At 69.1% G+C, this 14,508-nt stretch carries 16 protein-coding genes; 6 read left to right on the top strand and 10 right to left on the bottom strand.

Annotation, left to right across the window (positions count from 1 at the left end):
- Positions 1 to 24 precede the first annotated feature (24 nt).
- From O2V63_RS02595 to O2V63_RS02625, 7 genes are all read right to left on the bottom strand, one after another.
- On the bottom strand, positions 25 to 1,134 hold the full coding sequence (locus O2V63_RS02595; RefSeq protein WP_269166008.1) for a tyrosine-type recombinase/integrase: 1,110 nt from the start codon (positions 1,132 to 1,134) through the stop codon (positions 25 to 27).
- Positions 1,135 to 1,224: 90 nt separating this feature from the next.
- The gene (locus tag O2V63_RS02600; RefSeq protein WP_269166009.1) at positions 1,225 to 1,422 is read right to left on the bottom strand and encodes a helix-turn-helix transcriptional regulator; all 198 of its coding nucleotides are present in this window, start codon (positions 1,420 to 1,422) and stop codon (positions 1,225 to 1,227) included.
- Between the two features lie 145 nt (positions 1,423 to 1,567).
- Positions 1,568 to 1,690 carry a hypothetical protein gene (locus tag O2V63_RS02605; RefSeq protein ID WP_269166010.1) on the bottom strand — a complete coding sequence of 41 codons (123 nt, stop codon included), beginning with the start codon at positions 1,688 to 1,690 and terminating at the stop codon, positions 1,568 to 1,570.
- A gap of 912 nt (positions 1,691 to 2,602) precedes the next feature.
- Entirely contained in the window at positions 2,603 to 3,217 is a 615-nt protein-coding gene (locus O2V63_RS02610; RefSeq protein WP_269166011.1) for a hypothetical protein, read from the bottom strand.
- A 197-nt stretch (positions 3,218 to 3,414) separates the two neighbouring features.
- On the bottom strand, positions 3,415 to 3,816 hold the full coding sequence (locus tag O2V63_RS02615) for a RidA family protein (protein ID WP_269166012.1): 402 nt from the start codon (positions 3,814 to 3,816) through the stop codon (positions 3,415 to 3,417).
- Positions 3,817 to 3,857: 41 nt separating this feature from the next.
- Positions 3,858 to 4,430: a DinB family protein gene (locus O2V63_RS02620; RefSeq protein ID WP_269166013.1), complete on the bottom strand. Its 573-nt coding sequence runs from the start codon at positions 4,428 to 4,430 to the stop codon at positions 3,858 to 3,860.
- A 52-nt stretch (positions 4,431 to 4,482) separates the two neighbouring features.
- Positions 4,483 to 5,307: a recombinase family protein gene (locus O2V63_RS02625; protein ID WP_269166014.1), complete on the bottom strand. Its 825-nt coding sequence runs from the start codon at positions 5,305 to 5,307 to the stop codon at positions 4,483 to 4,485.
- A 445-nt stretch (positions 5,308 to 5,752) separates the two neighbouring features.
- On the opposite strand from O2V63_RS02625, the gene O2V63_RS02630 reads away from it, so the two are divergent.
- A complete protein-coding gene (locus O2V63_RS02630; protein WP_269166937.1) occupies positions 5,753 to 6,295 on the top strand; it encodes an RNA polymerase sigma factor in 543 nt (180 codons plus the stop codon).
- Positions 6,292 to 7,335 carry a CU044_5270 family protein gene (locus O2V63_RS02635; protein ID WP_269166015.1) on the top strand — a complete coding sequence of 348 codons (1,044 nt, stop codon included), beginning with the start codon at positions 6,292 to 6,294 and terminating at the stop codon, positions 7,333 to 7,335. The genes O2V63_RS02630 and O2V63_RS02635 overlap by 4 nt, the downstream gene beginning before the upstream one ends.
- A gap of 260 nt (positions 7,336 to 7,595) precedes the next feature.
- Here the strand turns inward: O2V63_RS02635 and O2V63_RS02640 are convergent, their stop codons facing one another.
- Positions 7,596 to 8,261 carry a hypothetical protein gene (locus O2V63_RS02640; protein ID WP_269166016.1) on the bottom strand — a complete coding sequence of 222 codons (666 nt, stop codon included), beginning with the start codon at positions 8,259 to 8,261 and terminating at the stop codon, positions 7,596 to 7,598.
- A gap of 256 nt (positions 8,262 to 8,517) precedes the next feature.
- On the opposite strand from O2V63_RS02640, the gene O2V63_RS02645 reads away from it, so the two are divergent.
- Positions 8,518 to 9,141, top strand: a complete 624-nt coding sequence (locus O2V63_RS02645; RefSeq protein ID WP_269166017.1) for a GPP34 family phosphoprotein — start codon at positions 8,518 to 8,520, stop codon at positions 9,139 to 9,141.
- A 382-nt stretch (positions 9,142 to 9,523) separates the two neighbouring features.
- On the opposite strand, the gene O2V63_RS02650 is transcribed toward O2V63_RS02645, so the two are convergent.
- Complete coding sequence (locus O2V63_RS02650; RefSeq protein ID WP_269166018.1) at positions 9,524 to 10,117, bottom strand: hypothetical protein; 594 nt, start codon at positions 10,115 to 10,117, stop codon at positions 9,524 to 9,526.
- A 662-nt stretch (positions 10,118 to 10,779) separates the two neighbouring features.
- Here O2V63_RS02650 and O2V63_RS02655 point away from each other — a divergent pair.
- The 3 genes from O2V63_RS02655 (at position 10,780) to O2V63_RS02665 (ending at position 13,826) form a co-directional block, all read left to right on the top strand.
- Entirely contained in the window at positions 10,780 to 11,883 is a 1,104-nt protein-coding gene (locus tag O2V63_RS02655; protein ID WP_269166019.1) for a mandelate racemase/muconate lactonizing enzyme family protein, read from the top strand.
- Between the two features lie 143 nt (positions 11,884 to 12,026).
- Positions 12,027 to 13,370 (top strand): GntP family permease, encoded by a 1,344-nt coding sequence (locus O2V63_RS02660; protein WP_269166020.1) that lies wholly within the window; start codon positions 12,027 to 12,029, stop codon positions 13,368 to 13,370.
- Positions 13,371 to 13,418: 48 nt separating this feature from the next.
- Positions 13,419 to 13,826, top strand: a complete 408-nt coding sequence (locus O2V63_RS02665; protein WP_269166021.1) for a hypothetical protein — start codon at positions 13,419 to 13,421, stop codon at positions 13,824 to 13,826.
- 76 nt (positions 13,827 to 13,902) lie between these two features.
- Here O2V63_RS02665 and O2V63_RS02670 read toward each other — a convergent pair whose 3' ends face one another.
- Entirely contained in the window at positions 13,903 to 14,376 is a 474-nt protein-coding gene (locus O2V63_RS02670) for a hypothetical protein (RefSeq protein ID WP_269166022.1), read from the bottom strand.
- Positions 14,377 to 14,508: the final 132 nt, after the last annotated feature.

The raw sequence follows: 14,508 nt of genomic DNA on the forward strand, positions 1-14,508 counted from the left end.
GGAAACCTGCAGTTCAGCGGCTCGTTAGAGGCGTCCAGTCCGCACAGAGTCCGCAGGATCGTCGAGTGCTGCGGACATCAGGCCGTCCGTGGCGGCCCGGGTGCGGTCGTCCGCGTCGGGCCACAGGTGTCCGTAGGTGTTCAGCGTCGTGGTCGCCGAGGCGTGCCCGAGGGCGCGCTGGACGGTGACCACGTCGCAGCCGGAGGCGATGAGGCCGGAGGCGAAGAAGTGCCGGAGGTCGTGCAACCGCAAGCCGGTCAGCCCGGCCGCGGAGAGCGCCTTCCGCCACTGGTGGCCGACGGTGTTCTGGTGCGGCGGCGTGCCGGTCGGGGTGGGGAAGAGCCAGCGGTCCGGGCCGCCGGCGGTCAGGTGCCGCTCGACGTGCCCGGCGATGAGGGTGAGCAGCCGGTCGGGGACGACCACCGTCCGTTCCGAGCCGTGCTTGGGTGCCCGCAGCTCGGCGGTGCCGTTAGGTCCGCGCTGCACCTGGCGGCTGACGACCACCCGGCGGCGGAGGAAGTCGACGTCGCCGACCTGCAGCGCGGCCGCCTCGCCGAGCCTGAGGCCGCCGAACGCGCAGACGGCGATGAAGGCGGCGAACCGCTCGTCGGCGGAAGCGAGCAGGACGCCGACCTGGCGCGGCGTGGGGATGCTCATGGCGTGCTCGCGGCGCCGACGGCGGGGGAGCGTCACCCCGTCGCTGGGATCGGTGGCGATCACCCGGTCCCGGACGGCGCCGCGCAGGACGGCGCGCACGTTCTGCACCCGGGTGTGGATGGTGCCCGGGGCCAGGCCAGCCGCGGTCATCTGCTTCACCCAGTACTCAACGTGCGAGCGGCGGAGCAGTCGCAGCTCGACATCGGTGAAGGTCGCGGACCGGACGGCGAGGCTCATCGCCAGCTCGGTGCCCGGCGCCCACACCTGGCGAGCGGCCCAGGTGGCGTAGAACGCCGAGAGGGTCACGCGGCCGGCCTTCGGGTCGACGTACGTGCCGGTGACGACGGAGGCGGTGACCTCGTCGAGCCAGCGCTGAGCATCCACCTTCCGCTTGAAGTGCCGGGCGTGCTCCTTGCCGTCGGCATCGCGGTACCGCGGGCGGTACGTGCCGTCGGGTCGCCGCGCGATGCTCGCCATGTCTCTCCTCGGCTGGTCAGGCCCTGCTCGGAGGTCAGCCTGCCGGGAGCGGCCGCCGCTGTGCGATGGCCGAGCCGCCGATCTGTGGACTCACCGGCTGCCTCCGTTGAGCTGCCCGGTGACCTTGGCCTGCCACCAGCGATCGCACTCGGTCTCCTCGTAGAGGACGCGGCGGCCGACGCGGACGCCTTCCGGCCCGATCCCGATGTGCCGCCAGTAGCGGACCGTGGCGGGGCTGGTGCGGAACCGAGCCGCCACCTCCTCCGTGGTCAGCAGTCGAACGGTCATCGAGGTCTCCCGGTTGTGGACGGCGGCTGCTGGGGGCTGCAGCTGGCTACACGGAGGAGGCGCCGACCAGCCTCGATCGCTGCCAGTCAGCACCGACCGGACATGTCACCCCGTTGTCACCCCAGACGCGCCGGCGGTGATGACCTCAGCTGCGGTAGGGGCGACGACGGAATGCCGCGATGACCTCGTCGACTGCACGGGCGACCGCGGGCAGCTCCCGGTCGTACAAGAGCCCGCGGTCGATCTGCCCGGCTAGTTCGCGCAGCACGTCGGCCCACTCACCGTGCCGTGGCGCTCTCGGCTGCGCTGGAGGAGCTGGGGTGACGACGATGCGCTCGACGACTTCCACCGCGGACCGGCCCGATCCCGCGGCTCGTGTCTGCTCCCAGGCGCGATGCCGGCAGGTGGTCGAGCACCACTTGGGGATTGGACCTCGGGACCGCGGGGTTATCGGGCCGTGGCACCAGCCACAGGTGGTCGCTGCCGCACGCCTCGCCCGGCCGTCCGTAGAGGGCTGCGCCGAGTTCTTGGCCGCCGGTGGATCTCGTCGCACGGCCGCTCGCTCCTGTGCCGCTCGGCGCCGACGCTTTCCCTCCCGAGGCCGAGCCCGGTACTCGGGGGATCCCTTGCTGCTCATGCCCCCAGCGTCTGGAGGAACGTGCATCAACACGTCACCACGAGTTCTCGGACCGACGGTGCAAGAGGTGTGTCGGACATGATCTTGCTTGTTCAGGGTGCCGCCTGATCGGGGTGACTGACCGATGGGTGTCCTTCGGGGTGAACACTTTCAAGGGCGCCTGCTCATGTTGAGGCCGACGCGCGTATCGGTTCGGTGCCGATCCGGGTCTCGTGCCCGGCAGCTGTTCTGGACCTGCGGTCGCCTGCGGGCTGCCTCGCTCCTATCGGGTTGGCGCCGCTACGGATTGCCGGCTTCACCCCGGCGGCCGGTCACCGCCGGTCGTCTCCTTCAGCGCGGCCGGTCGGCCTGGCTCGCCGCCGGCGGCGAGCCTCGGGCATGCCGCCCCGCCGTGGCGACGGTCGAACAACATAACGTCCTTTATGTTGTATCCGCGCAGTTCGCCTTTAGGCAGGGCGGTAGCGGTGTGTGCTCAAGGGAGCGAAGCAGCGAGTCACCTTGACCCCCAGTCACCCGCCTGAGCGTCATCGGTCGTTAGCGGGATCAGTCGGTCGTTGGCGTGGGCAGGCCCAACTGCTGCCGCAACTTCCGGTGCTCGACGGCTGCGTCGGCCACGATGCCCTCGGGCCAGACGTGTTCTTGGTTGCTGTAAGTGATGTAGTTGCTCGGACTTGCCATTGTTTGCACGTTCAGGGGAAAGCTCCCCAGCTTCACCCAAGTTTGCCGGTGGTCTACCTGTGCTTCGACCGTCGCAGTTACTGGATGTCCGTGGAGTAGTGGCACGGGCGATGTGTTCATGGCGAACTCCACCATTCGTGTATCAACGGAGCGCCCAGTCACGCTGTAGGCGTGTGCAAAGTCCTCGACATCGTCGGCGTCAGTACGCAATGACCGGCGCAAGGTTCTGAAGTGCATGAGCGCTTCGTCGCCAACTTCTGACGCCAGGCGGAGTCGAAGGTCCGTTACGACGAGCGGTACGGCACCACTATTGAAGATGCTCAGTGGGATGCGCAGCGCCGCCTTGTTTCGATAGAGGTATCCCGAGAAGTTCTGCACCGGGTAGCAGGTGAGGTGTCCGCGGCGTGCTTGCAACCACCAGAAAGAAGTAGTGGTGAACAGTAGAGCGCAAGTTGAGATGATGATCGAAGCGAGCGCCATGCGATCAGCTTCCCGCATTCATTCTTCGATGTCCAGGTAGCTTTCCGGCGCCGACAATCGTGAGAGTTGCTGAGCTAATACGACGGATCAGATATTCCGTCGCGGTAGATCAGGCCCGGCTCTGATCCCGCCTTCGCACCCGGCAGGAGGGTCACCTCGGCCAGGCTGCCGGCTGACCAGCAGGGCAGGTGGACCTGCTACTCGACCAACGCGATTGCGTCGATCTCCACGAGCTGGTTCGCGTAGCCGAGGGCGGCGACACCGAGCAGAGTGCTCGGGGGCTCGTTTTCGGCGAAGGTGGCATGGGTGACGTCCCAGGCGGCGACCAGGTCGGACTGGCGTGAGGACGCCACATAGATCGTCGTGCGCACCACCGTCGAGTAGCTTGCGCCGGCCTCCTCAAGCGCTGTCTGGAGGTTGGCTAACGCTCGCCTTGTCTGGGCCGCGACGTCTCCCACCTCGACGACCGCGCCAGTGAGGTCGATCGGGCACGCTCCGGCGCAGAAGACGATCTGAGTGTGGGCCGGGAGGACGGCGGCGTAGGCGTACTCGGCGACGGACGACAGCTTGGCCGTGCGGACGAAGCGAGCCTCCGGCATGAGTCGACCCTAGCGACCGACCCGCAGATAACGTCCTTTATCTAACGGTCGCTGGCAGCCGTCCGTGCTGCGGCTTCGATGCGCAACCGGTGTGCCGCCCAGTCGTCGTCGGCCGTCTCCAGGTTGCTGGCGGCCACCTCGTCCAGCTGTTCGCGCAGGATGTCTGCATGACCGGCATGTCGGGTCGTTTCCGTCAGGACGTGCACCATCACGTTGAACAGCTGGACGTCTGGCTGCGGCCACCAGGGCACGAAACCGGTCGCGTTGATCGGTAGGGCTTCGATCGTGACGTCGGCATGAGCGCATGCCCGCCGGTAGCCGTCGAGGACGTCGCCGCGCGACTCCCGTTCGGTGACCCAGAGGGTGTCGCGGTTCGAGTAGTGCGGATCGCTGAAGTTCGGGATCGGCTCGGGGTACGGCCGCCCGAAGATGTCACCGAGGTAGCGCGCTTCAGACAGGGTCAAGTGCTTGATCAAGCCGAGCACGTTGGTGCCCGTCCTCGTAAGGGGACGACGAACGTCGTACTCGGTGAGACCGTCGACCTTGCTGAGAATTGAATTGCGCACCGAACGCAGGTCGTCATGGAGGTACGTCTTCGCATCGTCGTCGTCCACAGGCCGAGCATGGCACCGACGGTTCCGTGGGGACCCGCTTGTCCTGGTCAACTCAGGTGTTCGGGGCAGCCAGCAAGGCTGTGACGTGCTCGTCGACGAGGCAACCGCAAGGTCGGGCGATTGCGACGATGACCGGCTCACGTTGCCCGCGGACGCGGGCGTACTGCTCCTCTACGCCGGTGGTCGGGCAAGTGCAGCTCGGGCAGCCAGGTGAGTGGCCGGCCGGCCAGTCGAGTGCCTCCAGCTCTTCCCCGCCGCGGCGCCCCGTCCGCCCCAGCAACTGGATCGCCGGGAGCACTGTCAGGTCCGCGGACGAGACGGGCGCCGGCTCGGCCGCTTGGGCCGCTGGCTCTGGCAGCTCCAGGACGGTCTGCTCAGCATGGGTGCCGGCCCCCACCGGGTCGGTTGGGGTGGCAGGCGCTTGCGCCAGTGCGCGCACCAGGGAACTGCGGCCAACACCCGAAGTGGCCGCAATCTGGATCAGCGTCATGCCCCGGGCGCGCATCGCCTGCGCGGCGGTGAGCCGCTCGGAGGTCATGACGGTGGGGCGTCCGCCGGCCCGGCCGCGGGCTCGGGCGGCGACGAGACCGGCGCGGGTGCGTTCGCTGATCAGGCGTCGTTCCATCTGCGCGACGGCGGCGAAGATGTGGAAGACGAGTTCCCCGCCGACGGTGGTGGTGTCGATGGCTTCGGTCAGGGACCGGAACTGGATTCCGCGGGCACCGAGGTCGTTGACGATGGTGGTGAGGTCGGCGACCGAGCGGCCGAGCCGGTCGATCCGCCACACCGCCAGGGTGTCTCCGGGGCGTAGGAAGTCCAGGCAGGCGATTAGCTGTGGGCGGGCGGCGGTGGCGCCGGAGGCGTAGTCGGTGAACACCCGCACCGCCCGGCGGCGGTCAGCGCGTCATGTTGCAGCGCCGGGTCCTGCTCGAGGGTGGACACCCGGGCGTAGCCGACCATGTTCACGCGCGCAGGTTAGCGGGAGCGGCCCACAAACGTCAGGGGTCGCCGGATTCGGTCCGTTGATTTCGGGCACGGGTTTTGGGCCGGTTGACTCATCGGCTGGCCTGCGGAAACGCCCGACGGGTTAAGGGGTGCGCGAAGAGGCCCAGAAACGGGTGGTTGTGAGCCGCGGTTTCGGAACCCCTTTCTGGTCACGCAGAGCGACACGGCCGATTTCTGCTAGTCGCTCCTCGTTCTCTCGGCAGGGGCCCTCGCCACCGACATGCCCCTTCTGTCGGAGCCGCTGGACACCGTGCATAGAGGCTGTCGTCCGGGTGTAACGCAGGAGTGGCATCCGGCCATGAGGGGGTGTGAGCGAGATGGGGCAGGCGGAGGAGCGGTTCAGCGCGGTCTATGCCGCGCACTACGGCCGCGTGCTCGCGTTCTGTCTGCGGCGGGCCGTGCCGGACGCTGCTCGGGACGCTGCGGCGGAGACGTTCCTCGTTGCCTGGCGGCGCCTCGATGACCTGCCTGCTGAACCGCTTCCGTACCTGATGAAGACAGCTGGCTTCGTGCTCCGCGACCAGAGCCGATCGAGCCGCCGCCAGGACCGGGTGGCTGCGCGCATCTCAGACACCCCGTCTCCTGCGATGCCTGATCACGGGGAGGCGGTTGCAGCCTCGGTCGACGTGGAGCGGGTGCTGCAGCGGCTCAGCCCCTCGGATCGGGAACTGCTGATGCTCAGCGCCTGGGACGACCTCGACGCCGCAGCGATCGGTGCGGTCGTGGGCTGCTCGACGGCCACGGCACGGGTGCGGCTGCACCGTGCGCGCCGACGCTTCGCCCATCAACTTCAGCAGCTCACCGGGGCCCTCGACGTCCAGGTCCCTGCATCCAGTCGAACCACGAGGGAGACAGCGTGAACCAGCAGCGGTACGCCGATCAGGTGCTGCGCGCGGCCGATCCCGCCGCTGGTGACACCCCTGAGCTCGACGACCGGGCGAGGACGGACCTGGCGCGTATCCTGGCCACCCCGCGCCAGACCCCGACCGCCGCCCCAGTGGGTCACCGCCGCCGTGGCCTGCACATCAGCATCCCGCGCCCGCGGCTGACCTTCACGGTCCTGGCAGCTGCCGTGCTGGCCGTGGTGGCAATCGCGCTGACGACTGTCCTCCCCAGTGGCGGTGGACGAGGCGCCTACGCCGCGACCCCCGCTGAGCTCACGGTCCTCGACACGTCGGCATTTGCAGCTGCTGGGATGGACCCGACCGCGACGGCCCCGCAGCTGCTGGAGACCATCGCCGAGCGGGCGGCGGCGCTACCGGACGACACCAGTGCCGGCCGGTACGCGCGCATCCGCACCGAAAGCTGGGACCTCTTCACCCAGGTGGACGGGGAACAGGTCACCAGCGAGGTGGTCCCCCAGGCGACGACAACGTGGACTGCAGCAGATGGCAGCGGCCAGACCATCCGCTCTTACCTCTGGCCAGACGGCGACACCGATACCGAGACGACCGAATGGCCGGCCGGACGGACCTTGGCGTGGCCACTCGGCTCGCTGTCCAGCGACCCCGATGTCCTCGCGCAGCAGCTCGAGGAGGCACACCCGGTGGCGAACGGCCCGGCCGAGCGGCTGGTCGCCGTCCAAGACCTGTACCGGGAGCAGCCGCTGACCCCGCAGGTCCGCGCCGCGGTGCTCCGGTACCTGGCTGCCACGCCGGGGCTGGAGGTGACCGGCATGGTGCTGGACCGAGCCGGGCGCACCGGCCTGGCCATCCACCTGGACAACGACCTGGGTGGGCTGCCCAACCGCGAGACGATGGTCATCGATCCTGCCGACGGCAGGGTGTTGGCCGCGGAGACCCGGCTCACCGAGACCGCCGGCGCGCTGAACGTCCGGGTCCCAGCGGTGATCAGCTACGAGAGCTACCTCGAAGCGTCCTACGTGAACGACGTCAACTAAAAGCTGTTGGGCATCGGTGCTCGGCGGCCCGAAAACCGTCGGGTTTCGGTCAGTCCGCTAACGGGTGGTTGTGAGCCGCGGTTTCGGAACCCCTTTCTGGTCACACAGAGCGACACGGCCGTTTTCCGCTAGTCGCTCTTCGCTTCCCCGGCCCGAGACGATCGGATAGTGGTCAGTCCGCTCACGGGTGTTTGTGGTCGGGTCCTTCGATCAGGACGTACGCCTAGCGTCCAATCGCTAGAGAACGGGGCTGGCGCCGGTCAACGTCGCAGGCTGGACTCGAACGCCCGCCGCAGGATCAGCTCCCCCGTGGTCGGATCGGCGGCTGCCGGGTCCGAGCACACCACGGCTCCCGGTGCCAAGAGGTGCCACCAGCTGCCTTTGACCTCCAGTACGACGGCGCTGGCTCGCACCGCCCCGAAGTCCACCCGCCGGTCGAAGGCGACGTCCTCGGCGACTTGACGGACCAGCCGGTACGGGAAGCTGCCTTTCCGTTCGTCGCGCTGTTCGAGCGAGAGCTGATTCACCCAGCGGTGCGCGTGCGGAAAAGTTTCGACCGCGGCCCGCTGCAGCGCTGGACGGTCAGCGAGGGCAGCGAAATCCGGCGGCGACCCGGCCTGCTCGCGCCGCGCTTGCAGCGTCTCCCGTACCGCCGACATGCCCGGGTCCGCAGGCTCCTCCTGCATCTGCACTTGGAAGCCGAGCACGGTCGCCCACCAATCGGTCCACTGCTGCCCCGCCTCCTTGCGCTCCTCGGTAGAGAGCAGACCGCGGTGGTCCGGGATCGTGCCGGAAAGCGGCGGCGGCACCGCTGGCCCTGGCAGCACCGGCAACCCAAGGGCGTCACGGATGAACAGGGCGACGTGCGACATTTCGTCGCGGTCAGATTCGGCGAACCGCCACGACGTTGTTCCGGCGAACTTCACAACCTGCCTCCCTTAGACGTGGACACGCTCTCGCAACGCACCGCCGCCGTCTAGCGGACGCGCAGCGCGGCCTCAGCCCCGCCAGGGCTCGCCGGCCCGAAGACGGTCGGGTAGCGGTCAGTCCGGTAACGGGCGGTTGTAAGCCGCTTGGGATCCCGTAGACGAGGAGGGATCTGGCACTGGTCAGTCCGGTTTGCGGGCATCCTCGCTCTTCCCCTTGGTCGTGGCGGAGCGTTGCAAGTGTCAAGATCGCCGCATGGAGGTCTTGGGCACGGTCACCGCGGGGCTGGCGGGTGCATGTGTGGATGAGCGGGGGCGCCTGATCGAGCATTTCCTGCTCGACTACGCCAGCCGTGCAGCTCGGATCGTTGATCTCGTGCGGTTGGGGAAGCTCGACAACGACAGCGACGCCATCCATGTCGATGCAGGTCCGGTCGGTTGGGCGCCGCTGGACGACGCTGCACGAGCACTGGCCGAGCAGCCGATGACTCTGGACTCGTGGATCGTCAGTGGGTCCTCGGGCCAGCTTGCTGTGGTCGAGGACCTTGTAAGCACTGGTGTTTGGAGTCAAGAAGTGACTCCCGTACGTCGCCAGCGCCGGTATGAGACTGGTCGGCCGCGTGATCAGTGGGGTCGGACTGCCGAACGCCGCCTCATCCGTCCACTAGCGCCCGAGCCGGCCTCGGAACGAGATGCGGCGGTCACCCTTCTGGCCAGCGCGGCTGGCTTGGGCGACGGGGACCATGACGCGGACACGCTCCTCGTACGCACGGGGGTGGCGCGCTGGGTCTGCGAGCTGGCGTGGCAGATGATCAGCCAGGAGCGGGCGAAAAACTTGGACGCTTTCGGGACCATGCGGGCTGGAAAGATCACGGGCTGACTTCCCGGCACATGGTTGCTTCAGGCGGCACAAACGCTCGGCTGATCGGGCGCCTTGCTTCGCCTGTCTGCTGGGGACGTGACCGCGTCGACCGAGCATCCGTTCGCACCGGCGGGCCTCTTCGACCCGAAAGGTGTGGGTATCGGGCCGCTCATTAACGGGCAATTCCGGACAGCGCCACCCTGAGTGCCGAGGGTGTCCTAAGCCGCCCTTCGGACGTGTCCCTGAGCGGCTCACTCAGGGACACGTCCACGAGACTCGCGCTGGGTAGCGCTCGATCGGCGCAACCCGTAGAACCTCGACGGCCTGATCGACCGAGGGTCCGCCACGGCCGAGCCGGAGCGTCACCTCGTCGAGGAGCTGTCGTCGGCGGTCCCCGCTCTCACCAGTAGTGCGGCTGGTCTTCGCCGGGATCCGCCAGAACCACGTCGAGGTCGATGGCGGCCAGGAGCTCGTCGATCGCGGTGCGGTCGGCACCAATACCCGCCCAGTGCGGGTCGACGTCCGCCGTGACGCACCATGCACGGTCCGCCGGCCAAACGAAGGCAGGATGGAGCGGGAACTGGTGCGGCTGATCGGGCCATCCTCCGGCAGCGCCCGTCAGGTCGGCGGCCACACCGCGCAGCAGGACGTAATCGCGGTTCGGCACGCGCACCCGTGGTGCATGCCACACGGATGATGGAAACGCCTGTGGGCCCCAACCGTCCCAGTAGGCGACGTACCAGTCGTCGGGCGTGGTCGTGTAGCTCGCCAACACCTTCAACACGGTGGCCAGCTGGGCCTGATCCGACGGGTGATTGTCGTCGACCCCGGCGTCGTTCTCCGCCTGTCGGGCGTACACCGGGTCAGGGATGAACCGCAGCCGGGCGTACGCCGTGAAGCCGGCGGGACCAAACGTGACGAGCTGCCACCACGACACCCGGCTGGTGGTGAGCCAGTCCGCCGCTGAGAGGTCAGTGCACAAGGTCAGCGCCACGTGCCCATGGTCTCGCCTCGGCTGGCCGTCTGCCCCCGGCTCGGTCAGGACTCGCCCAGCGGGGCTGGACGATCCGGCTGGACCGGCCAGTTGGCCCATCCACGCAGGTGGCGCCTTACCGTTGTCGCAACATCGGCAGGCCCGTCGAGCTTCGCGCCCTGAAGCGCCGATAACGCCTCGTTCTGTCGGCTTCGCATCGACGCGTTCTCCTCTAGAGCGAGGGGAGTTGTGCTCGGTTGTGCCGTGCGCCGAGCTGCCTGTCGCGGGCCCCCGGCCGGCGGTGGTGCGCGGTCTGGTGTCGGCCGGGTGATGTCGGGCCGAGCTTTGGAGCGGACGCAGTCGTGGGTCTACCCCGGTCCGGTCGGCCGGCCGGCGAGCCGCCTCCCTGGGGTTCGAAGGCTTGGCATTCAGTCCGCAAGAAGTCCGCAGAAGTCCGCAAAACGGTCGTTCTCACCCAGCCGGACCCAACATCACCCAATAGCAAAAGCCCAGGTCGGACGCGTCTATCATCGAACATCGTCGACGTCCGAACACCCCGTCGACGTTCCGCTTCAACGTCTGACGTCGCCTGGACCTGCTGGTCGGGCGCCTGTCAGCGTCGTCCGGTCCGCAGCGTGTTCGCAGGATGGTCGAGTGCCGACATGCGGATCGGGAGGAGTGCCATGCGGATCGCCGAGATCCACCTCTACCAGGTCGACCTGCCGTTGAACGGCACCGTCTACCGGCTGTCCGAGGGTGCCCACACCGCGCTGGACTCGACGGTCGTGCAGATCGTGTCGGACACCGGGCTCTCCGGGTGGGGCGAGACGTGCCCCATCGGCCCGACCCACGCCCCGGCCCACGCCCTCGGCGCCCGCGCGGCCCTGACCCAGATGGCCCCGGGGCTGATCGGCCGGACCGTGACCGGGCCCTCGGCGGTCCAGCGCGCGCTGCACGGCCTGCTCCACGGCCACAACTACGCGAAGGCCGCGATCGACATCGCGGTGCACGACCTGCTCGGCAAGGCCCACGGCCTGAGCGTGTGCGACATGCTCGGCGGCGCGACGACCGATCAGGTCGACTCGTACTGGTCGCTGACGCTCGACGACCCCGACGAGACCGCCCGCGTCGCGGCGGAGAAGGTCGCCGAGGGCTATCCCCGCCTCCAGATGAAGGTCGGTGGACGGCCGGTCGAGGTCGACATCGAGGCGATCCGGAAGGTGTCGGAGGCGACCGGCCGCACACCACTGGTCGTCGACGCCAACCGGGCGCTGCTCACGCGCGACGTCCTGCGGATCGACCGGGAGTGCGCCGACATCCCGTTCGTGTTCGAGCAGCCCTGCAACACCATGGAGGAGATCGCCGCGATCCGGCCCCAGCTGGGCCACCCGGTCTACCTGGACGAGAGCGCCGAGGACCTCGGCGAGGTGCTGCGGGCGATCTCGCTGGGGGTGTGCGACGGGTTCGGCCTCAAGGTCACCCGGCTGGGCGGCCTCGGGGCCATGGCCACCGTCCGCGACGTCTGCGAGGCACGCTCGCTGCCCCACACCTGCGACGACTCGTGGGGCGGGGACATCATCGCGGCGGCCTGCGTCCACGTCGCCGCGACCGTGCACCCCCGCCTGCTGGAGGGCGTCTGGATCGCCGAACCCTTCATGGACCGCCACTACGACTCGGCGCACCCGGTCCGGGTCGAGGACGGCCGCATCCAGGTGCCGACCGGTCCCGGACTCGGCGTGGTCCCCGACGACGGCGCCTTCGGCGACCCCGTCGCATCGTTCGCCTAGATCGGCTCGGCGCTGCCGGGTGAGGACGAACACCCCGGCAACGTCCGCCAGTCCGCGGCGGCGGACGATCGTGCCAAGGTGAGCACCCAACGTGGCGACGGCGGTGGTGACCGCGCCACTCCCCGTACCAGGAGGACCTGTTCATGGTCGTGGCGCACACCGCGATAGCGATCGCCGTCATCGTCCTGCTCATCATCAAGGCCAAGGTCGACCCGGTGATCTCGCTGATCATCGGGTCGCTCTACCTCGGCCTCGCGACGGGTGTCGGCTTCGCGGCGACGCTGGCGGCGATCGCGACCGGCTTCGGCGAGATCATGGCCGAGGTCGGCCTGCTCATCGGCTTCGGCGTGCTCATCGGGGCACTGCTCCACGCGGTGGGCGCCTTCCGGAAGATGGTGGCGCTGCTCGTCAGCCGGGTCGGTGCGCAGCGGCTCCCGTACGCGTTGACGGCGGCGATGTCGACGGTCTTCCCGTCGATCTACGTGGACGTGCAGGTCGTGCTGGCCTCGCCGGTGGCGCGGTCGACGGCGCCGTTCATCGGCCGGACCGGCCTGCCCCTCATGGCCGGTGCGCTCGGTGCCGGGATCTTCGCCGGCTACGTCTTCGTGATCCCGGGACTGGCCGCGATCTCCATCGCGGGCCTGCTCGACGTCCCGCTCGGGACCTGGCTGGTCTACGGCTTCGTGCTGGGCCCGTTGACCGCGATCGTGACGACGATCGTCCTGCGGCTGCTCCTGCGTGGCCGCTACTGGAACGCGGCCACGGACGAGCAGGTGGACGAGGCCATGGCCGAGCAGGAGAGCGCCGAGCTGGTCGAGGAGGAGAGGTCGACGCCTCCGCTGCTCGTGAGCCTGCTGCCGATCCTCGTGCCGCTGGTGCTGATCGCGTTCGGCGCGTTCGCCGAGCTCCTGGAGTTCTCCAACGACTTCATCGCCTTCCTCGGCGACGCCAACTTCGCGCTCTTCCTCGGCCTGGTCGGGGCCTACGTGCTCTGCCGGCGCACGCTGGGCTCGGCGGAAACGGACACCGCGATGAGCGAGGGCTTCCACACCACCGGCGCGATCCTGCTCATCACCGGCATCGGCGGGTCCCTGGGAGCCGTCATCGGGGAGACCGGGCTCGACGCGATCCTGGCCGGCCTCTTCGCTGCCGACGCGGGGGCGCCGGTCGTCCTCAGCATCCTGCTCGCCTGGCTCATCGCGGCGGTGCTGCACCTGGCGATCGGTTCGGTGTCGGTGGCGGCCATCGCAGCCGCCGGGATCATCGGCCCGGTGCTCGGGTCGATCGACGTCGCGCCGATCGTCATCGGGCTCGCGATCGCCTCGGGCGCGATGTTCGCGCTCCAGGTGAACAGCAACTTCTTCTGGATGTACAAGTCGCTGCTCGGGCTGTCGACCCAGGGGACCTTCAAGACCCTGACGATGGGCACCTCCATCGCCTCGGTCGTCTCGCTGCCGATGGTCATGGCGGTGGCGCTCATCGCATAGGGGGAGAAATCGGGCGACCAGCAGGCTGCCGCGCGCGATGCTGTGCCGGTGGACGTGGGCGAGCCGGTCTGGCAGGACCTCGAGAGTCCGCGCGACCTGACCAGGGACGAGCGCCGGTTGCTCGAGCAGTTGGTCGGCGTCGTCGGCGAGCAGGTGCTGCAGCGTCAGCTGGACGCCGCCGTCGTCACGGCCCGCTGCCGCTGCGGGTGCTCCTCCGTTCGGCTGCACAGCACTGAGGCGCCCGTGGCGGAGGGGCAGGTCCGCCAGCTCTCGGGCCCCGGCCGCTCGGACCACTTCTCCGTCGATGCGCGCAGTCGCGCTCCGGGGTTCCCGGACGTGCACGTCGTCCTGCACGTCGTCCAAGGGCGGGTCGAGGAGCTGGAGTTGTTCGCCGGAGAGGGGGTCGCCGTCCCGCTCGCCGACCTCGCTGACCCGACCGACGTCACCGTGGCCTGAGCACCTGCGCGCGGGTGCTCAGACCTGCAGTGCGCCGCAGGCCCCGTCGCGGGTCGCCCGGACGAGGGGGCGCGGGTCAGCCCAGGGACGCCGTCATGATGACGTTCTCGGGGGTGACCGTCGTGCACTCGAGGGTGAGCGGCCCGGCGTTCACGCTCTCGCCCTCGCTGCAGGAGACCTCCTGGCCGGCGATTCCGACGGTGGCCCGGCCGTCCTGGACCTGCCCGAGGGTCACGGTCGTGCCGAGCACCTCCACCTCGGTGCCGTCGCCGGAGAGCGTGACCACGCAGGAGCTCCCCGAGCACTCCACGCCGGATTCGGTGCTCATGGCGGTGTCGGTCTCGGACGGCATGGCGGTCTCGGTCTCGGTCTCCTCCGCCATCGTCGTCTCGGTCATCTCGCCGTCGGCGGGGGTCTCGGTCGCGGTGTCCAGTGCACTCGTGGCATCGGACACGGGCTCGTCGGAGCACGCGGAGAGCGGGACGAGCAGCAGGCCGGCGGCGGCGAGGCCGGACGCCAGGCGGCGGGTGCGGGTCGGAGAAGTGGCCATGCCGGGAGCGTAATGTGATCCAGATCACTTTGCGCCCGGTGCGGGCAAAGCTTCACGTCAGCGTGACCTGCCCGCCACCTACGGGCCGGCCCGAGGGCGGGTCGCGTCGCGGATGACTGATCCGCAGCCTCC

The organism is Modestobacter sp. VKM Ac-2977 (assembly GCF_026968045.1).
Lineage (GTDB): Bacteria > Actinomycetota > Actinomycetes > Mycobacteriales > Geodermatophilaceae > Modestobacter.